The sequence below is a fragment of the Ensifer sp. LC384 genome, from assembly GCF_001695865.1.
In the GTDB taxonomy this organism is placed as follows: Bacteria; Pseudomonadota; Alphaproteobacteria; order Rhizobiales; family Rhizobiaceae; genus Ensifer.
Genome location: NZ_MBST01000014.1, coordinates 40,538 through 59,578 on the forward strand (window position 1 = coordinate 40,538; position 19,041 = coordinate 59,578).

General features: G+C 63.7%; 20 protein-coding genes. 14 read left to right on the forward strand and 6 right to left on the reverse strand.

Annotation, left to right across the window (positions count from 1 at the left end):
• Positions 1-28 precede the first annotated feature (28 nt).
• From BC363_RS34360 to BC363_RS12835, 4 genes are all read left to right on the forward strand, one after another.
• Positions 29-250, forward strand: coding sequence for a hypothetical protein (locus BC363_RS34360; RefSeq protein WP_141690292.1), 222 nt, complete (start codon positions 29-31; stop codon positions 248-250).
• Between the two features lie 14 nt (positions 251-264).
• A complete protein-coding gene (locus tag BC363_RS12825; protein WP_065784864.1) occupies positions 265-582 on the forward strand; it encodes a hypothetical protein in 318 nt (105 codons plus the stop codon).
• Positions 583-627: 45 nt separating this feature from the next.
• Positions 628-1,281: a peptide-methionine (S)-S-oxide reductase MsrA gene (msrA, locus tag BC363_RS12830; RefSeq protein ID WP_065784863.1), complete on the forward strand. Its 654-nt coding sequence runs from the start codon at positions 628-630 to the stop codon at positions 1,279-1,281.
• A gap of 257 nt (positions 1,282-1,538) precedes the next feature.
• Positions 1,539-2,531, forward strand: coding sequence for a BMP family ABC transporter substrate-binding protein (locus BC363_RS12835; protein WP_065784862.1), 993 nt, complete (start codon positions 1,539-1,541; stop codon positions 2,529-2,531).
• A 95-nt stretch (positions 2,532-2,626) separates the two neighbouring features.
• Here BC363_RS12835 and BC363_RS12840 read toward each other — a convergent pair whose 3' ends face one another.
• Together BC363_RS12840 and BC363_RS12845 are read right to left on the reverse strand one after the other, a co-directional pair.
• Positions 2,627-2,836, reverse strand: a complete 210-nt coding sequence (locus BC363_RS12840; RefSeq protein WP_065784861.1) for a SlyX family protein — start codon at positions 2,834-2,836, stop codon at positions 2,627-2,629.
• A 146-nt stretch (positions 2,837-2,982) separates the two neighbouring features.
• The gene (locus BC363_RS12845; RefSeq protein WP_065784860.1) at positions 2,983-3,723 is read right to left on the reverse strand and encodes a sulfate transporter family protein; all 741 of its coding nucleotides are present in this window, start codon (positions 3,721-3,723) and stop codon (positions 2,983-2,985) included.
• Between the two features lie 228 nt (positions 3,724-3,951).
• Here BC363_RS12845 and BC363_RS12850 point away from each other — a divergent pair, with 228 nt between their 5' ends.
• From BC363_RS12850 to BC363_RS12860, 3 genes are read left to right on the forward strand one after another with little or no spacing between them, the layout of a single operon-like run.
• A complete protein-coding gene (locus BC363_RS12850; protein WP_065784859.1) occupies positions 3,952-5,313 on the forward strand; it encodes an amidase in 1,362 nt (453 codons plus the stop codon).
• On the forward strand, positions 5,310-6,221 hold the full coding sequence (locus BC363_RS12855; RefSeq protein WP_065784858.1) for an ROK family protein: 912 nt from the start codon (positions 5,310-5,312) through the stop codon (positions 6,219-6,221). The genes BC363_RS12850 and BC363_RS12855 overlap by 4 nt, the downstream gene beginning before the upstream one ends.
• Positions 6,218-6,943 carry a copper homeostasis protein CutC gene (locus BC363_RS12860; RefSeq protein ID WP_065784857.1) on the forward strand — a complete coding sequence of 242 codons (726 nt, stop codon included), beginning with the start codon at positions 6,218-6,220 and terminating at the stop codon, positions 6,941-6,943. Before BC363_RS12855 ends, BC363_RS12860 begins: the two co-directional genes overlap by 4 nt.
• A 101-nt stretch (positions 6,944-7,044) precedes the next feature.
• Here BC363_RS12860 and nagA read toward each other — a convergent pair whose 3' ends face one another.
• The 4 genes from nagA to BC363_RS12880 are packed head-to-tail and all read right to left on the reverse strand — an operon-like array spanning position 7,045 to position 10,898.
• Positions 7,045-8,205 (reverse strand): N-acetylglucosamine-6-phosphate deacetylase, encoded by a 1,161-nt coding sequence (gene nagA, locus BC363_RS12865; protein ID WP_065784856.1) that lies wholly within the window; start codon positions 8,203-8,205, stop codon positions 7,045-7,047.
• Complete coding sequence (locus BC363_RS12870) at positions 8,202-9,224, reverse strand: SIS domain-containing protein (protein WP_065784855.1); 1,023 nt, start codon at positions 9,222-9,224, stop codon at positions 8,202-8,204. Before BC363_RS12870 ends, nagA begins: the two co-directional genes overlap by 4 nt.
• Before the next feature lie 28 nt (positions 9,225-9,252).
• Positions 9,253-10,017 (reverse strand): GntR family transcriptional regulator, encoded by a 765-nt coding sequence (locus BC363_RS12875; RefSeq protein WP_065784854.1) that lies wholly within the window; start codon positions 10,015-10,017, stop codon positions 9,253-9,255.
• Complete coding sequence (locus tag BC363_RS12880) at positions 10,014-10,898, reverse strand: N-acetylglucosamine kinase (RefSeq protein WP_065784853.1); 885 nt, start codon at positions 10,896-10,898, stop codon at positions 10,014-10,016. The genes BC363_RS12875 and BC363_RS12880 overlap by 4 nt, the downstream gene beginning before the upstream one ends.
• Before the next feature lie 197 nt (positions 10,899-11,095).
• Between BC363_RS12880 and BC363_RS12885 the strand changes: the two genes are divergently transcribed.
• The 7 genes from BC363_RS12885 (at position 11,096) to BC363_RS12915 (ending at position 19,032) form a co-directional block, all read left to right on the forward strand.
• On the forward strand, positions 11,096-11,992 hold the full coding sequence (locus BC363_RS12885) for an N-acetylmuramic acid 6-phosphate etherase (RefSeq protein WP_065784852.1): 897 nt from the start codon (positions 11,096-11,098) through the stop codon (positions 11,990-11,992).
• A gap of 56 nt (positions 11,993-12,048) precedes the next feature.
• Positions 12,049-13,308, forward strand: coding sequence for an ABC transporter substrate-binding protein (locus tag BC363_RS12890; protein ID WP_065784851.1), 1,260 nt, complete (start codon positions 12,049-12,051; stop codon positions 13,306-13,308).
• 373 nt (positions 13,309-13,681) lie between these two features.
• Positions 13,682-14,632 (forward strand): sugar ABC transporter permease, encoded by a 951-nt coding sequence (locus BC363_RS12895; protein WP_065784850.1) that lies wholly within the window; start codon positions 13,682-13,684, stop codon positions 14,630-14,632.
• A gap of 11 nt (positions 14,633-14,643) precedes the next feature.
• Positions 14,644-15,480, forward strand: coding sequence for a carbohydrate ABC transporter permease (locus BC363_RS12900; RefSeq protein WP_065784849.1), 837 nt, complete (start codon positions 14,644-14,646; stop codon positions 15,478-15,480).
• Positions 15,477-16,541 carry a Gfo/Idh/MocA family oxidoreductase gene (locus BC363_RS12905; RefSeq protein WP_065784848.1) on the forward strand — a complete coding sequence of 355 codons (1,065 nt, stop codon included), beginning with the start codon at positions 15,477-15,479 and terminating at the stop codon, positions 16,539-16,541. Before BC363_RS12900 ends, BC363_RS12905 begins: the two co-directional genes overlap by 4 nt.
• A 13-nt stretch (positions 16,542-16,554) precedes the next feature.
• Positions 16,555-17,556 (forward strand): ATP-binding cassette domain-containing protein, encoded by a 1,002-nt coding sequence (locus tag BC363_RS12910; RefSeq protein WP_065784847.1) that lies wholly within the window; start codon positions 16,555-16,557, stop codon positions 17,554-17,556.
• A 258-nt stretch (positions 17,557-17,814) separates the two neighbouring features.
• Positions 17,815-19,032 (forward strand): efflux RND transporter periplasmic adaptor subunit, encoded by a 1,218-nt coding sequence (locus tag BC363_RS12915; RefSeq protein ID WP_065784846.1) that lies wholly within the window; start codon positions 17,815-17,817, stop codon positions 19,030-19,032.
• Positions 19,033-19,041 lie beyond the last annotated feature (9 nt).

Here is a 19,041-nt window from a genome sequence, read left to right on the forward strand (position 1 = left end):
GCGGGATCAACTGCTTTCTGACAGATTGTTGACATCTTGTGTAACTTGGCAGGCAACGCTTGCCATTGCGCTCGTCGCCGACCGGGCCTATCTCTTGCCGCAGAGTTGCTCGGCGCCTCCCTTCGGAGACCGCCCGGACGCTGCGCCAGCTCGGATTGCCACGCTCTCCAACCTCATCGGCTTTGCTCCGAAAGGCGCGCTGATGCCGGAAAACGAAAGTGACGGCCCGGTCTGGCCTGATGAAACTTGAGGAATGAGGGACCGATGCGTTTCGTGCTGAGACTGGCGAGCTTTGTGGTGCTGCTTGCGGCCGTCCTTGCAGGTGCTGTCGATGCCATCCAGTCCGTCGCCGCATCAGAGCTGATGATGACGTCGCTCGGCGACGATCTCGAAGCGTTGGGCGCCGACACGGCCAGCTGGGTTCAGTTTGCTCAGCGGACCGATACCGGGCCGGCCCTCTGGCACTCGATGCTGCACTGGCTCTTGATGCAACCCGCCTTTGCGGTGCTGGCGCTTCTGGCCCTTCTTCTGTGGATGGCCGGATACAAGAAGCGGCCGGCAGCCGGCCGCTTCGCCGCCTGATCATGCCGGGGCGCTGCCCCGCGTCGACGACAAGGAGTTTTAGTGATGTTCCTGATCGACATGTTCAACAAGAAGACCATCCTGCCCGATGCTCAGACGGCGCTGCCCGGGCGCGAGGATGCCATTCCGACTGCCGTGACACACTTCGTCTCGGGACACCCGCTGAAAGGCCCCTATCCCGACGGCACGGAGAAGATCCTGCTCGGCATGGGCTGCTTCTGGGGCGCCGAACGGCTGCTTTGGAGCATACCGGGCGTCTATGTCACGGCGGCCGGCTATTCCGGCGGCCTGACGCCGAACCCCACCTACCAGGAAACCACCACGGGGCTCACCGGCCACACCGAGGTGGTGCTGGTGGTCTACGATCCGAAGGTGGTTCCTTTGTCGCGCCTGCTCAAGACCTTCTTCGAGCAGCACGACCCGACCCAGGGCATGCGCCAGGGCAACGATATCGGCACGACCTATCGCTCCGCCATCTATGCCTATGACGATGCGCAGCTGAAAGAGGCGAAGGCCGCGCGCGACGCCTTCCAGGCGGCCCTGAAGCGATCGGGTCATACCGGCAAGATCACCACCGAAATCGAAAAGGCCGGCCCGTTGTACTTTGCCGAGGACTACCACCAGCAGTATCTGGCGAAGAACCCCGATGGTTATTGCGGCCTGCGCGGCACCGGCGTCAGCTGCCCGATCGGTGGCTAGTCCCTTTACGCCGCGCGCCCGGCGCGCGGCGTCCCCCTGCCGATCCAAAAAGGTCAAGGGAACCGGCATTTTAACGATGCCTGTGAATGTCGGTCGACATTTTTACCATCCGAAAAATTTTGAGTGTTTTTTTGCCGTGACCGTGCAAGGATGCGGCCACCCTAGCCCCCGCGAGAGGGGCGGGTTCCGCAGACAGGCTCCATCCGGGGCCCGCGGGAGGACCCGATAAAGATCAATAGCGACAACAGGGCTGCACGATGAAAAAAACCATTCTCGGTCTCTTTGCCTTTTCCATGATGTCCGCGACGGCTCTGGCCGCCGACATCAAGCCGGCCATCATTTACGATCTGGGCGGCAAGTTCGACAAATCGTTCAACGAAGCGGCCTTTAACGGCGCCGAAAAATTCAAAACCGAATCGGGCGTCGAATACCGCGAATTCGAAATCGCCAATGACGCACAGCGCGAGCAGGCCCTGCGCCGCTTCGCCAGCGACGGCAACAACCCGATCGTCATGGCCGGCTTCAACTGGGCGGCACCGCTCGAAAAGATCGCCGGCGAATATCCGGACACCAAGTTTGCGATCATCGACATGGTGCTCGACAAGCCGAACGTGAAGTCGATTGTGTTCAAGGAACAGGAAGGCTCCTACCTCGTCGGCGTGCTCGCTGGTCTCGCTTCGAAGTCGAAGACCGTCAGCTTCATCGGCGGCATGGACGTTCCGCTCATCCACAAGTTCGCCTGCGGCTATGTCGGCGGCGCGAAGTCGACCGGCGCTGACGTGAAGGTTCTTGAAGCCTACACCGGCACGACGCCGGACGCCTGGAACGACCCGGTCAAGGGCGGCGAAATTGCCAAGTCGCAGATGGACCAGGGTTCGGACGTGGTCTACCACGCAGCCGGCGGCACCGGCGTCGGCGTCCTGCAGGCCGCTGCGGATGCCGGCAAGCTCGGCATCGGCGTCGACTCCAACCAGAACGGCCTGCAGCCGGGCAAGGTCCTGACCTCGATGCTGAAGCGCGTCGACGTGGCCGTCTACGAAGCCTTCACCGCTGCCAAGAACGACAAGTTCGAGTTCGGCATTTCCAACCTCGGCCTCAAGGAAGATGGCGTCGGCTACGCGCTCGACGACAACAACAAGGCCCTGATCACCCCGGAAATGCTCGACGCGGTCGAAAAGGTGAAGGCCGAGATCATCGCCGGCAAGGTCCAGGTTCACGACTACATGAGCGACGAAGCCTGCCCCTACTAAAGGCTTCCGCCTGACATCAGAAAGGCCGCCGTTCGCAAGAACCGGCGGCCTTTTTGTTTTTCTGCCCTGATACCAGCCTGCGCTGATATGGCGCCTCAGTAGTGCGGCGGGCGGGTGACCGGAGGCGCATCGATCGATTGCTCCTCGAGGCTGAGGAAGCGTTCCGTCAGCCGGTCGAGCTTTGCCCGCGTCTGCTCGACGACCTTCCATTGCTCGGCGAGCTGATCGGAAAGCTCTTCGATCGTCTTGGCCTGGTGAGCCACCGTCTCTTCAAGGCGGGTGACGCGGTCTTCGGCGTTGTTCATTGCTGCTGCTCCGTCCTGTCGCGGCCATTCGGGCGCGCGACACCATGGGGATTTGCCGGCAGATTGGCCAGCGGATGCCCGCTGTCAAGAAGATTGCGGTTCGGGCCTTCGCGGCCGAGCCACAGGTTCAAGGTGTCGCAGCACCTTTAGCGCGCCATATCCGGCGCGCGGCGCTGCAGCGAAAATGCCGGGTCGCTGGCCGACAGCCTCTTGTGCAGGTGCACCATCATGCCGGCGGCAAAGAGCGGCGTCAGCAGGTTGAGCAACGGCACGGCCAGAAACGCCGCCAGGATCAACCCGGCCAGGAACACGGTCGAGCGGTGCTTGGCACGGAAGAGCCGCGCTTCGGCCGGCGAGCGGTAGCGCATGGCGGCAAATTCGAAGAACTCCCGTCCCAGGAGGTAACCGTTGACGAGGAAGAAGGCGATCAGATTGACGCCGGGCACCAGGAGCAGGAATAGCGCCAATATGTTGCCGAGAATGACGACGCCGAGAAACTTGGCCGAGCCCACGATCGCCTCTGCGAGCGGCAAGGGCCGGCCGGCCGGCTCGTTCGGATAATCGCGCGCTTCGACCACGTCGGCGACATCATCGAGGAAGAAGCCGGCGATCAGCGCCGTCACCGGCGCCAGCAGCAAGGCCAGCGCCAGCGCCAGCCCGAGGCTCGCGAAGATGCCAAGCACGAAGGTGAGCCAGCCGGCCCAGGCGGGCGTGCCGGGCATCAGGGCATCAAGCCATGGCAGGGCGAGCCAGACGAAGAGTTCGCGCAGCCCGAACCACAGCGCGGCCAACGCCAGGAGCGTCAGGCCGAGCACCTTCCAGAACACCGAACGGGTCTCCGGTGCAAAAAGATTGGCCAGGGAAAGCCGCGCCGCGTCCAATATCATCAAATGTCTCCAGTGCCGGGCAGGGTACGATGGGGCATGTAGGCAAACGCGTTCGCATCGACAAGGCAGGGCGACCGGCAGCGTCTGCTTTCGGCAAAATTCCTGCGATGAAGACGGACGAACCGTGGCAAACGCGATGGGGAGCGATATGCTAGAACAAGGGCCTGCCCACGCGGACCGGCCGGACAGACGAGCCGCCCACGGACGGCAGGCGGACAAGGGGAGAAAATGACCAGACAGAAAACGCTCGCCGGGCTTTCGGTACTCGTCCAGGAAGGCAAGCTCGACCCGGTCACGCTTGCCGAAGAAACGCTTGCCGGCATCGAGGCGCACGGCGATCAGACGATCTTCGTCGGCATCACCCGCGAACGTGCGCTGAAGGAAGCGGCGGCCGCCTCCGCCCGGCTCCGCGCGGGCCGGTCGCTCGGCCTGCTCGATGGCCTTCCGGTCGCCTGGAAGGACCTCTTCAACGTCAAAGGCAGCGTGACCACAGCCGGTTCCGTGGTCCTGCGGGAAGATCCGCCCGCCGGCAACGACGCCGTTGTGGTTGGCGCTGTTGCCGGCGCCGGCATGGTCAACGTCGGGCGAACCAATATGAGCGAGTTCGCCTTCTCCGGCCTCGGCATCAATCCGCATTACGGCACGCCGCACAATCCGGCCTCGACCGATGTCGAGCGCATCCCGGGCGGCTCCTCGTCGGGCTCGGCGGCGGCGGTCGCGGCCGGCCTCGTGCCGGCGGCGATCGGCACCGATACCGGCGGCTCCGTCCGCATCCCGGCGGCAATGACCGGTATCGTCGGCTACAAGGCGACGCGCGGGCGCTATTCGATGAAGGGCGTCTTTCCGCTTGCCGAAAGCCTCGATTCGCTTGGCCCCCTCTGCCATACGGTGCAGGATGCGGTCTGGCTCGATGCGGCCATGCATGGACTGACCGCCCCGGTGGTGCGCCGCGGCGAGATCGCAGGACTGTCGATCGTCATCCCTGAAACGGTGGTTTTTGACGAAGCCGAAAGCGAAGTCGTCGAAGCCTTCGAGGATGCGGTGAAGCGGCTGGAAAAGGCCGGTGCCACAGTCACGCGGCGCGCCTTCCCGACGTTCAAGGCAGTGTTCGACGTGATGGCGCGCCACGGCGCGCTTGTCACCGCCGAGGCATTTGCACTTCACCGGGAGCGCCTGGCCGGTCCCGAAGCCGAACGCATCGATCCGCGCGTCGTCGCGCGCACAAGGCTCGGCGAGAAGATCACCATGCCCGACTATATCGCGCTTCTCGATGCGCGCGACCAGTTGATCCACGAGACAGTCGAGAGCCTGAAGCCGGGCGAACTCATCGTCCATCCGACGTTGCCGCATGTCGCACCGCCGCTGGCGCCGTTGCTTGCCGACGACGACCTGTTCTTTAGGACCAATGCCAAGACGCTGCGCAACACCTTGATCGGCAACTTCCTCGATTTCTGCGGCATCTCGATCCCCTGCGGCATCGGCGCCGGTGAAATGCCGGTCGGCCTGCAGCTGGCAGCGCCGCACCATCAGGACGACCGGTTGCTGTCCATCGCCCTTGCCGCCGAAGCCGTGATCCGGGGCGCTGCATGATCGTCTGTTTCGATATCGGCGGATCGGCGATCAAGGGCGCGATCGTCCATTCGCGCGAACGGATCTTTCCGCTGCCGCGCCGCACGACGCCGCTCAACAATTTTCGTCAGTTCGTGCAGACGCTTGAATCCGTGCTCGACGAGGCCGGCGGCCATCCGGAATGCGTGGCGATCTCGATCACCGGCGTCATCGACCCGGAGACCCGCCGGATCAAATGCGCCAACATCCCCTGCATCGACGGCCGAGAACTGGTTGCAGAGCTCGAGAGCGCGTTGCACCTGCCGGTCAGGATCGCCAATGATGCCGACTGTTTCGCGCTTGCCGAGGCCGGCGCCGGCGCCGGCCGGGGCCACCGCATCGTCTTCGGGGCGATTCTCGGCACCGGTGTCGGTGGCGGGCTTGTGGTCGACGGCCAGTTGATCAACGCCGATGGCGGCTTTGCCGGCGAATGGGGCCATGGACCGGCACTTGCCGCGCAGGCGGGCGAGCCGCCGATTGCCATCCCCGCCTATGCCTGCGGCTGTGGCCAGCAGCGCTGCGTCGACACAGTCGGCGGCGCGCGCGGGCTCGAACGGCTGCATGACACGGTGCACGGCAAGACCCTGTCGAGCCACGAGATCATCGAGGCGTGGCTCACCGGCGATACGGAAGCGAAGCGCACCGTCGAGATCCTTGTCGACCTCGTCAGCTCGCCTTTGGCGCTCGTGATCAACATCACCGGGGCAACGATCGTGCCGGTCGGCGGCGGCCTTTCCAATGTCGAACCGCTGCTCGACGAGATCGATCGGGCGGTTCGTAGCCGGGTCCTGCGGCAGTTCAAGCGGCCACTTGTCGTGCGCGGCGAATGTCAGGTCGAGCCGGGGCTGATCGGCGCCGCGCTGCTCGGCCTTGGAGGAGAAAAGGCATGAATGGCATCGGACTTGAGGTTTGCGTCGATGACGCCGACGGGCTTGCCGCAGCGATCGCGGGCGGAGCGGATCGGATCGAACTCTGCGCAGCACTTTCCGTCGGTGGGCTGACACCGACGGCCGGGTTGATGGCCCTTGCCGGACCGCCACGGGTACCCGTCTATGTCATGATCCGGCCGCGGCCGGGCGACTTCGTCTTCGGCGCCGCCGATCTCGACATGATGCGCCGGGATATCGATGCGGCACGCGAGGCCGGTCTTGCCGGTGTTGTGCTTGGCGCATCGCTCGCCGATGGCCAGCTCGATGCACCCCTGCTCAGAAAGCTCACCGGCCATGCCGCCGGCCTCGGCCTCACGCTGCACCGCGCCTTCGACCTGGTGCCGGATTTCACTGACGCGATCGAACTTGCTGTCGAACTCGGCTTCGAACGGATCCTGACGTCGGGCGGCGCCAGAAGCGCGCCGCAGGCAATTGAAAGACTTGCAGAACTTGTCGAGCTCGCCGCCGGGCGCCTTTCGATCATGCCAGGCTCCGGCGTGACACTCGACAGCGTCGACGCGCTGCTTGCGCGACTACCCGTCAGCGAAGTGCACTCATCCTGCTCGATCCGTGAGCCGGCTCACGATCCGCGACTGGTCGCGATGGGTTTCGTGTCGGAGGATAGGCGTCGCACGGACATGGCGACGGTTCAGGCGATGAAAGCACGGCTTTCTGCGCAATAAACAGACCGCTCGCTCCTTTGTTTCACCTCAAAGAAAACGCCCGACGATCCTTGCCGATCGTCGGGCCTTTTCTCTGTTTTGCGTTTCCGATCGTTCCGCGATCAGGCGGCGTAGACCTTGTCGCCGCCGATCCAGGTCGATCCCATGGCAAGCTCCGGCGTCAGCAACACGAAATCGGCGTCCGAACCGGGCAACAGACGCCCCTTGTGCGAGGAGATGCCCATGGCGTCGGCGGGATAGGCCGATGCCATGCGAAGCGCCTCCTCGACCGGAAGCCCGAGCTTCTCGTGCACGAAGCGTACCGACGAGAGCATATCGATATCGGCGCCGGCAAGCGTGCCGTCGGCAAGCGTCAGCCGGCCGCCGTGGCGCAGGATCTCGCGGCCATTGAGCTCGAAGCTCGTCATATCCGTGCCGATCGGCGACATCGCGTCGGTCACCAGGAAGATCTGGCCCGGGCCGGTCTTGGCTCTGAGCGCCACGCCCATCGAGGCGGGGTCGACATGGTAGCCATCGGCGATCAGGCCCGCATGCAGGGTTCCGGTTGCAAGGGCTGCACCGACCACGCCCGGCTCACGGTGACCGAGACCGCTCATGGCGTTGAAGAGATGCGTCACCGTCCTCGCGCCGGCCTTGGCGTAGGACACGGCGGTATCGTAGCCGACATCCGTATGGCCGAGGCTGACGACGACGCCGGCATCGGCCAGCGCCCGCACCTGTTCCTTCGTGGCGTTTTCCGGCGCCACGGTCACCATCAACACGCCCAGCGCTTTGGCGCAATCGAGCATTTCCGCAAGATCCGCGTCATCCATCGGGCGGATCAGCGACGGATCATGGGCACCCTTGCGCGCCACCGACAGATGCGGGCCTTCGAGGTGCAGCCCGAGGAAGCCAGGCACGCCAGCGGCCTTGGCCTGAAGGCCGGCGTGGATCGTGGCGCTTCTGACCTCGCGCGTATCGGTGATCAGCGTCGGCAGGAGCGCCGTGGTGCCGAACTTGGCGTGCGCCGTACAGATCTGCCGGATGCCCTCGACGCTCGGCTCTTCGTTGAGAAGCGCACCGCCGCCGCCATTCACCTGCAGATCGACGAAACCCGGCACCAGCAGCATGCCGTGGGCATCGACGACGGTGGCACCGGCCGGCACATCACCGGCTGCCACGATAGCCTTGACACGACCCGCCTCGATCAGGAGGGCGGCGCCGTCGTGCCATTCGATACCATCGAACAGCCGGGCGCCGATGATTGCCTTTTTCTCGGTCATCTCGTCTCCGTTACCTTCTTGAGGCTCGCCGGTGCGTCGGGATTGAGACCGCGCGAGCGCGACCAGGCTTCGACGAAGCCGTAGAACGGCAGGATCAGGGTCAGCGCGTCCGTGATCGGATGGCCCGTCTCGACGAACGGCAGGCGCTTGGCCTTGCCGGCACGGCTTGAAGTAACATGAACCACCGCGCCTTTTTCCGCCATACCGTCGGCGATGCCGGCGACCGAGGTTTCGGCCGCATCGCGCGCGGCAAGCGTCAGCACCGGGAACTTGGCGCCGACGAGCGCCACCGGACCGTGCAGGACTTCGGCTGCCGAATAGGCCTCCGCATGCATGCCCGAGGTTTCCTTGAACTTCAGCGCCGCTTCGCTTGCGATCGCCAGCGCCGGCCCGCGGCCGAGCACATAGAGCGATTCGGCCTCGCCGAGATCGGCGGCGAACTCGTGCCAATCGAGCTTTACCGCCTTGGCGAACTGGTTCGGCAGATCGGCAACGGCGCGCTGCAACGCTGCGTCGCCGGTCCATTCGCCAAGAACGGCAAGACCGGCGACGATCGAGTTGACGTAGGACTTGGTCGCAGCGACGGCGATTTCCGGACCGGCGAGAATGTCGAGCGGATGGGTGCAGGCCTTCGAGATCGGCGACGGCAGGGTGTTGGTGAGCGCGATCGATACCGCGCCCGCGTCGGTTGCCGCCTGCGCCATCGCGACAATGTCAGGGCTCTTGCCGGATTGCGAAATAGCGATTGCCGCGGCGCCGCCGAGCTTCAGCTTGGCGCCGTAGATCGACGCCAGCGACGGTCCGAGCGAGGCGACCGGACGTCCGGCCTGCAGTTCGATCGCATATTTCAGGAACAGCGCCGCATGGTCCGAGGAACCGCGCGCGATCGTCACCAGGAAAGCCGGGTCCTTGGCACGGAGCGCTGCGCCGGCCTGCTTCAGGGCTTCGGACGAGCGGTCGAGCAGCCGGGCCGCCGCTTCGGGGATCTCGTCGATTTCTCGGCGCATGTTGGTCTGCATGGTCAATTCCTTTCTTGCGGAGCGTCGGTCAGGATTCCGACAGGGTCAGTTCCGCGACAAAATCATAGGCGTCACCCCGGTAGAGCGAGCGGGTGAATTCGACGACGCGCCCCGATGCGAGATAGGAGACGCGTTCGATGGAAAGGCCGGCAGAGCCGACGGCGACGCCGAGCATGGAGGCGTCCGGATCCTTGATGTTGCAGGCGGAGATGCGCTGCACGGCGCGCACCGGTCGGGAGCGGGTCTTGTCGAGCGCGGTATAGAGCGACGACGTGACGGCCTGCGGATCCGGCAGGAATTCGGCCGAGATGCTCGCGCGCTCAATCGCCAGCGGCAGGTCGTCGGCGATACGCAGGCGCCCGAGTCTGGCCACCAGCGCGTCGGCCGGCAGGCCCAGCGCCATCATCTCATCCGGTGAGGGATGGAAAAGGCCGCGCTCGAGCCAGCGGGCGTGGGTGTTCAAGCCGCGGCGCGCCATGTCCTCGGTAAACGAGGTCAGTCGCGACAGCGATTGCTGCACCTTGGACACCGGCTTGACGACAAAGGTGCCGGAGCCGTGGCGCCGAACCAGCAAGCCGTCGCGCACGAGATCGTCGACCGCCTTGCGCACGGTGACACGGCTGATATTGGCGTAGTCGGCCAGGTCGCGCTCCGGCGGCAGGGCGTCGCCGTGATTGAGCTTGCCCGATTGGATCGCGTCTTCCAGCGACTGCCGCAGCTTGAGATAGAGCGGACCGGATCCGCCCGCCTGCAGGCCTTCGAGGGGCAGAATGGCGGCGAGATGATCCGTCATGCGCCGACCTCCGAGCGGGAGCCGAAGCGCTGTGCGGCCAGTGCGACCGCACCGGTGAGCGCGTCCGCCTCGGCTTCGACGAAAAGCAGCTGGTGGCGTTCGGCAAGCCAGGGACGGTAGAGCGGCGCGAGGCCGCCGAGCAGGCAGAGCTTGCGCCCTCCCCGGGCGACGACGACGTCAAGCGCCTCGTCGACCGTGATCGCCGCAGTCTTCAGCAAACGCACGGCGACGGGATCGCCCACCTGCGCCGCTTCGAAGACACGCGGGGCATAGCGGCCGAACTCGCCGGGCTTTGCCAGACGCGCGAAATCGACGACATCACTCGGAGCGTTCCTGAACTCAGCCATGACGCTATCGGTCACCGGCGAAGCTTCGTGGATGCCATCAAAGGCAAGCAGGCTCTCCTGCAGTAGGGCGTGTCCGATGCGGGCGCCGCTGCCATGATCGCCGATCGTAAAGCCCCAGCCGCCGACATAGCTGATCGTGTCGCCCTGGCGCAGGATGTAGATGCTGCCGGTGCCGAGAATGGCGACGGCGCCATCCTCGTTGCCGAGGGCACCCTGCAAGGCAATCAGGCCGTCGGATTCGATGTCGGCCGCCGCAAACGGCAGGCGCCTCTTTACATAGTGCACCGCGTCGCCAGCGTTGTGCCCGGCGACGCCGACGATCGCGCGTGCCTCGGCGATGCCGGATGGATCGAGACCGGCTTCTTCAAATGCCGCCCGCGCTGCGCCGGCGATATTGGCGAGCGCCGTTTCCGGATCCGTCAGAATGTTGGCTGCACCGGCCTTGCCGCGGCCAAGAATACGTCCATCCCCCGCAGCCACAGCCGCCCGGCAGCTTGTTCCGCCGCCATCGATTCCTATCAGGTAGTTTGGCATGAGCACCTCCGCCCATTGAAGATACCAAAAAAATACCAATAACCAAGTCCGAATTGGTCTCGACATCCAATTTTGAAATAATGCATTGAATAACAACGGATAATTTCAGCATTTGCTTTTTTCTGACGCCAAAATGTAATTTTTCCTAGACAATTGGTATTTTTTTGGCATTAATTCGTTCAGAGGAGACACAACCTATGCCTTCAGTGAAGACCGAAGAGCGTCACGACAACGCCAAAGGCCTGGATGTCATGCATCCGGCGCTTGCGCTTCGGCTGCTCGCGTCCGGGCAACAGGCGGCAGCAAAGGTCGTGGACGCCGCGATCGAACCGATATCCGCCGCAGCAAGCCTGGCTGCAGAAGCGCTTGGCTCCGGCAAGCGTCTCGCCTATGCCGGCGCCGGCAGTTCGGGCCTGATGGCCATGGCCGATGCGCTGGAACTTCCCGGCACCTACGGCATCCCCCAGGACCAGATCGTCATCCTGCTTGCAGGCGGCGCCGCCAGCCTCACCGATCTCGCCGGCGGCTATGAAGACGATATGGACCTGGCGCGCGAAGACGTGCGCAAGGCCGGCATCACCGCCGGCGACTGTCTGATTTCGGTATCGGCCAGCGGCTCGACCCCCTATGCGCTGGCCGCAGCCGACGAGGCGCGCAAGCTCGGCGCCAAGGTGATCGCCGTCGCCAACAATCCGGGTGCCGCGCTGTTCAAGGACGCGGACGTGGCCATTCTGCTGCAGACGCCGCCGGAAGTCGTTTCCGGCTCGACGCGCATGGGTGCAGGCACGGCGCAGAAGATCGCCTTCAACATGTTCTCGACGCTCGTCGGCATCCATCTCGGCCACGTGCTCGACGGCCACATGGTCAACCTGCGCGCCGACAACATCAAGCTGCACGGCCGCGCGGTGCGCATCGTCACCGACATTACCGGCGTCAGCGCGTCCGAGGCCGGGCGACTGATCAATGCCGCATCCGGTTCGGTCAAGATCGCCATCCTTTTGGCGTCGGGCGCGAAGGACGTGGCGGCAGCCGAGGCGGCGCTCAACCAGACCAAACAGAATTTGCGCCAGGCGATCGACATCGTCTCGGCCTGACATAAACCTGGGATTCAAACCGCGCCAGAACGGCGCATATAAGAGGGAGAAGCTAAATGACCCGTACGACTATCAAGGGCCTGCTGCTCGCGTCGAGCATTCTCGGCTCGGCCGGCCTGGCCCACGCGGAGGACGTGACGCTCACGATCGAAAGCTGGCGCAACGACGACCTGGCGATCTGGCAGGAAAAGCTGATCCCGGCCTTCGAGGCCAAGCATCCCGGCATCAAGGTCAAGTTCGCTCCGACCGCTCCGACTGAATACAACGCGGCGCTGAACGCCAAGCTCGACGCCGGTTCGGCTGGCGACCTCATCACTTGCCGCCCGTTCGACGCCTCGCTCGAACTCTACAACAAGAAGCACCTCGCCGACCTGACGGCGCTGCCGGGCATGGAGAACTTCTCGCCGGTCGCCAAGTCCGCCTGGACGACGGACGATGGCTCGGCCACTTTCTGCGTGCCGATGGCTTCAGTCATCCACGGCTTCATCTACAACAAGGACGCCTTCGACCAGCTCGGCATCCAGATCCCGACGACGGAAGCGGAGTTCTTCGCGGCCCTCGACAAGATCAAGGCCGACGGCAACTACATCCCGATGGCGATGGGCACCAAGGACCTCTGGGAAGCCGCGACCATGGGCTACCAGAACATCGGCCCGACCTACTGGAAGGGTGAAGAAGGCCGCGCCAAGCTGATCAAGGGCGAAGAAAAGCTGACCGACGATGCCTGGGTCGAGCCTTACCGCGTTCTGGCCAAGTGGAAGGACTACCTCGGCGACGGTTTCGAAGCCCAGACCTACCCGGACAGCCAGAACCTGTTTACACTCGGCCGCGCGGCGATCTACCCGGCCGGCTCGTGGGAAATCGGCCTGTTCAACACCCAGGCCCAGTTCAAGATGGGTGCCTTCCCGCCTCCGGTTAAGAACGCCGGCGACGCTTGCTACATCTCCGACCACAACGACATCGGCGTCGGCCTCAATGCCAAGAGCGCCCATGCCGAAGAAGCCAAGAAGCTCCTGACCTGGATCTCGTCGCCGGAATTCGCCGACATCTATGCCAACGCGCTGCCGGGCTTCTTCAGCCTGAACTCGACTGCCGTGAAGATGGCCGATCCGCTCGCTCAGGAATTCGTCTCCTGGCGCGAAAAGTGCAAGCCGACGATCCGCTCGACCTACCAGATCCTGTCGCGCGGCACGCCGAACCTCGAAAATGAGACCTGGGTCGAATCTGCAAACGTCATCAACGGCACGGATACGCCTGAAGTGGCTGCTGAAAAGCTGCAGAAGGGTCTCGACGGCTGGTACAAGCCGGCAAAGTAAGCGCAACTGGTTCCCTCCCCTCACGGGGAGGGTCGGCCCTACGGCGCCGCGCGTCTTGTCGGACGCACAAAGGTCGCTGTAGCACTTTGAATTGCTGCATGTTCTGACCCTTAAATCGGATAGGATCCAGGGAAACATGCAGCAAGGGCCGGGCGGGGCGACATTGTCCAAGGAGGCACTCCCCCAGCCGCAGCGTCATCGACCTCCCCGTGATGGGGAGGTCACCGACGCAGTCGTTTGCAAAAGAACGCGATAGCCTTAACCTTCGTCATGAGCCCGGATCGGGGCAGGCGGTATGCGGCAGGACCGGCCGTATGGCGTCGACGTGCATCATGGTGCCTTGGGGAATCGGTCGAACAAGCGGGTACGATCAATGAGCAACGCCACTTCACTGCAAGAGGGACAGCCGGCCGTGAGACGGCCGAAACGCTGGCACATCCTCGTCTTTCTGCTGCCGGCCCTTCTGGTCTACACGGCGGTCATGATCCTGCCGCTGATCGAGACGCTGCGTCTCTCGCTGTTCAACACGGTCGATGGCCAGCCGACCTTCGTTGGCCTGGCAAACTTCCAGGTGCTGTTCGGCGACGAGCGCTGGGCGCACGATTTCTGGAACGCGCTGAAGAACAACGTCATCTTCTTCATCATTCACATGTGCGTGCAGAACCCGATCGGCGTCGCGCTGGCGGCGATGCTGTCCATTCCGAAGCTGCGCTTCGTCACCTTCTACCGCACGGCGATCTTCCTGCCGACGCTGCTTTCCTTCGTCATCGTCGGCTTCATCTGGAAGCTGATCCTTTCGCCGATATGGGGCGTTGCGCCCGGGATGCTTGACCTCGTAGGCCTGAAGTCGATGTTTGCACCCTGGCTCGGCAAGCCGGGCTCGGCGCTCGTCGCCGTGTCGCTGATCTCGGTCTGGCAATATGTCGGTATCCCGATGATGCTGATCTATGCCGCGCTGCTCAACATTCCCGATGAGGTGATCGAGGCCGCCGAATGCGACGGCGTCACCGGCTGGAGCCAGTTCTGGAAGATCAAGCTGCCGCTGATCCTGCCCGCCATCGGCATCATCTCGATCCTGACCTTCGTCGGCAACTTCAACGCCTTCGACCTGGTCTATACGGTGCAGGGCGCACTTGCCGGCCCTGATGGTTCGACCGACATTCTCGGCACGCTGCTCTACCGCACCTTCTTCGGCTTCCAGCTGCAGCTCGGCGACCGCTCGATGGGCGCGACGATCGCGACGGTGATGTTCCTGATCATCCTCGCCGGCGTGTCGCTCTACCTCTTCGTCATCCAGCGCCGCATGCGCCGCTATCAGTTCTAAGGGAGGCCGAGATGCAAGCACGCCATTCCATTTTCCGCACCGGCTTCGTCCACCTCGCGCTGATCGCCTATACGCTCATCTCGCTGTTTCCGGTGTTCCTGACGATCATCAACTCGTTCAAGGATCGCAACGCGATCTTCCGGGCGCCGTTGACGGTGCCCACGCCCCAGACCTTCAGCCTGATCGGCTACCAGACGGTGCTTAGCCAGGGCGATTTCGCGACCTACTTCCAGAACAGCTTCATCGTCACGATCGTCGCGATCGCGCTGGTGCTCTTGTTCGGTGCCATGGCCGCGTTTGCACTCTCCGAGTATCGGTTCCGCGGTAACACGCTGATGGGTCTCTATCTGGCGATCGGCATCATGATCCCGATACGGCTCGGCACCGTCGCCATCCTTCAGGGCATGGTCGCGACCAACCTCGTCAACACGCTGACGGCGCTGATCCTCGTCTATACGGCGCAGGGCTTGCCGCTGGCGGTGTTCATCCTGTCGGAGTTCATGCGTACGGTTTCCGATGACCTGAAGAATGCCGGCCGCATCGACGGGCTGTCGGAATACTCGATCTTCTTCCGCCTTGTGCTGCCGCTGATCCGGCCGGCGATGGCGACCGTTGCCGTGTTCACGATGATCCCGATCTGGAACGATCTGTGGTTCCCGCTGATCCTGGCGCCGGCGGAAACCACCAAGACGGTCACGCTCGGCTCGCAGATCTTCATCGGGCAGTTCGTCACCAACTGGAATGCGGTGCTTGCGGCCCTGTCGCTCGCCATCCTCCCGGTTCTCGTCCTCTATGTCATCTTCTCGCGGCAGCTGATCCGCGGCATCACCGCAGGAGCAGTCAAGTGAATTCAGACAGCAAACCGGTCCGGGTCCTCGTCGCGGGTCTCGGCAACATGGGCCGCAGCCATGCGCTGGCCTACCACAACAATCCCGGCTTCGAGATCGTCGGCCTGGTCAATCGCTCCAAGGTCGAACTTCCGGAAGAGCTTCGCGGCTACGAAATCCATCCGGACTTCAAGGCAGCGCTTGCGGAGTTGAAGCCCGAGCTCTGCTCGGTCTGCACCTATTCGGACAGCCATGCGGACTATGCGGTCATGGCCTTTGAGGCCGGCTGCGACGTCTTCGTGGAAAAGCCGCTGGCAACGACGGTCGCCGACGCCGAACGGGTCGTCGCCGCCGCCAGGCAGCATGGCCGCAAGCTGATCATCGGCTATATCCTGCGCCATCATCCGTCGTGGATCCGCCTGATTGCCGAAGCCCGCAAGCTCGGCGGTCCCTATGTCTTCCGCATGAACCTGAACCAGCAGTCGAGCGGCCCGACCTGGGAAACGCACAAGTCGCTGATGCAGACGACCCCGCCGATCGTCGACTGCGGCGTGCATTACGTCGACGTCATGTGCCAGATCACCGATGCCAAGCCGGTGGAAGTACGCGGCATGGGCCTGCGTCTTTCCGACGAAATTGCTTCGGACATGTACAATTACGGCCATCTGCAGGTGATCTTCGAAGACGGATCGGCCGGCTGGTACGAGGCCGGCTGGGGTCCGATGATTTCGGAGACCGCGTTCTTCGTGAAGGACGTGATGTCGCCGAAGGGCTCCGTATCGATCGTCATGGATCCGAATGCCAAGTCGGACGATATCGACACCCACACCAAGACTTCGGTCATTCGCGTGCACAATGCGGAAACCGGCCCCAACGGCCGCTTCCTGAAGCCGGACGAAGACCTGACAATGGACGGAGAGCCGGGCCATCAGGAACTCTGCGATCGTGAGCAGGCCTATGTGCTGAAGGCCATCCGCGAAGATATCAATCTCGACCGCCACATGAACGACGCCGTCCAGTCGCTGCGCATCTGCCTTGCGGCTGATGAAAGCGTCCGCACCGGCCAGCCGGTCAAACTTTAAGAGGGGCAATCAGGTGGGATCACTTCAACTCAAATCCATCCGCAAGGCCTATGGCAGCCATGAGGTTCTCAAGGGCATCGACCTGGAAGTGAAGGACGGCGAGTTCGTCATCTTCGTCGGTCCCTCCGGCTGCGGCAAGTCGACATTGCTGCGCACCATCGCCGGCCTCGAGGACGCGACCTCCGGCAGCGTCCAGATCGACGGCGTCGAAGTCGGGCACGTCGCGCCCGCCAAGCGCGGCATCGCCATGGTGTTCCAGTCCTATGCGCTCTATCCGCACCTGACGGTGAAGGACAATATGGGCCTGGGCCTGAAGCAGACGGGCAAGCCGAAGGTGGAAATCGAAGACAAGGTCGGCAAGGCCGCCAACATGCTGTCGCTCGACCCCTATCTCGCCCGGCGTCCGGCGGAGCTTTCCGGCGGCCAGCGCCAGCGCGTCGCCATCGGCCGCGCCATCGTGCGCGAACCGAAGCTGTTCCTCTTCGACGAGCCGTTATCGAACCTCGACGCGGCCTTGCGCGTCAACACCCGGCTCGAGATCGCCCGGCTGCATCGCAGCCTGAAGGCAACGATGATCTACGTGACCCACGATCAGGTCGAGGCGATGACACTTGCCGACAAGATCGTGGTGCTGAACGCCGGCCAGATCGAACAGATCGGCTCGCCGATGGATCTCTATAACCGGCCGGCCAACGTCTTCGTCGCCGGCTTCATCGGCTCGCCGCAGATGAATTTCATCGACGGCGCCCGCCTCGGCGATACACGCGCCAAGACGATCGGCATCCGGCCGGAACATATCGGCCTGTCGCGCGAAAACGGCGACTGGAAGGGCAAGGTCGTGCATGTCGAGCACCTCGGGGCCGACACCATCGTCTATATTGAGTCCGATCAGGTCGGCCTGATCACCGTTCGGCTGTTCGGCGAGCACCGCTACGCCCCCGATGACATCGTCCATGCGACGCCGATGGTCGGCAGCATGCACCGGTTCGGCGCGGACGATCGCATCCTCGCCTGATACGACCCATCCGGCACATCGCCGGATCACACCTGCGTGATGATCAGCCGCCGTGGTGCCGAAAGCACTGCGGCGGCTGATTATTTTCATCGAAAGAACGCGCTGCATCACGGTGTTGCACTGCGGCGCAAATTAACATACATTTGTGTTTGTATATTAGCGTTCCGGTATTTTCCGATCCCGATACTGGTCTTGCTTCCCTTCACTTCCGGACCGCGCAGCCCTTCGATATGCACTGGCTGCGCACGGTCACCGAATATGGACATCGCTATGCGCATGAACCGACCGACACTGGCCGCCGCCTTGGCAACCGTGATTCTCCTTTCCGGCTGCCAGAAAGAAGAAGAACAGGCCGCCCCCGCCTTCCCGCCATCGGCCGTCGCCGTCTTCACGACAGCATCCGAGACGCTGCCGATCACCAACGAACTGCCTGGCCGCATCACCGCGACGCGCGTCGCCGAAGTTCGCCCGCGCGTTTCCGGCATCGTCGTCGAACGCGTCTTCCAGCAGGGCTCGAAGGTCAAGGAGGGTGACGTGCTCTATCGCATCGACCCGGCTCCCTTCCAGGTTCAGGTCGAGAAGGCCGAGGCGACGCTACGCCGCGCCAACGCCGTGCGCCTGCAGGCCGAGCAGAAGGCCGCCCGCCAGGATGCGCTGAAAAAGGCAAATGTCGTCGCCGCGCAACAGTTCGACGATGCGGCCGCCCTGCATGCTGCCGCAGCCGCCGACGTTGCCATCGCCGAAGCGGGCCTCGCGGCGGCGAAGCTTGATCTGCAATATGCCAACGTGACCGCGCCGATCAGCGGCCAGATTGGCCGTGCATTGATTACCGAAGGCGCACTCGTCAGCGCCAACAACTCGGAAAACCTTGCCACGATCCAGCAGCTCGATCCGCTCTACGCCGACTTTACCCAGTCGGCGACCGATCTCATCCGCCTGCGCAAGGCGCTCGAGGATGGCCAGATGATGAGCGGCGACCAGGAGGCCGAGGTTCAACTGATCCTCGACGACGGCACGCCCTACGAACACAAGGGCAAGCTCCTGTTTTCGGAAGCGGCGGTCGACGCGACCACCGGACAGGTGACGCTGCGCGGCGAATTCCCCAACCCCGACGGCGACCTGCTGCCGGGCATGTATGTCCGCGTGCTTGTCCAGCAGGGCGTCGAGAAGGAAGCGATCACCGTGCCGCAGCAGGCTGTCCAGCGTAACAATGCCGGCCAGTCGCAGGTCTATGTCGTGGCCGCCGACAAGAAGGTCGAGTTCCGCAACGTCACGCTTGGACGGACTGTCGGAACCCGCTGGCAGGTGACCTCCGGGCTGAAGCCCGGTGAAAAGATCATCGTCGAAGGCTTCCAGAAGATCGGCCCCGGTGCACCGGTGGAACCGACCGACTGGGACCCGAACGCCAAGCCTGCGGCCGAAGCAGCCCAGACGACCGCGGCGGCCGAAGAAAAGCCCGCTGAAGCCACAAAGTGAGTGCTGATT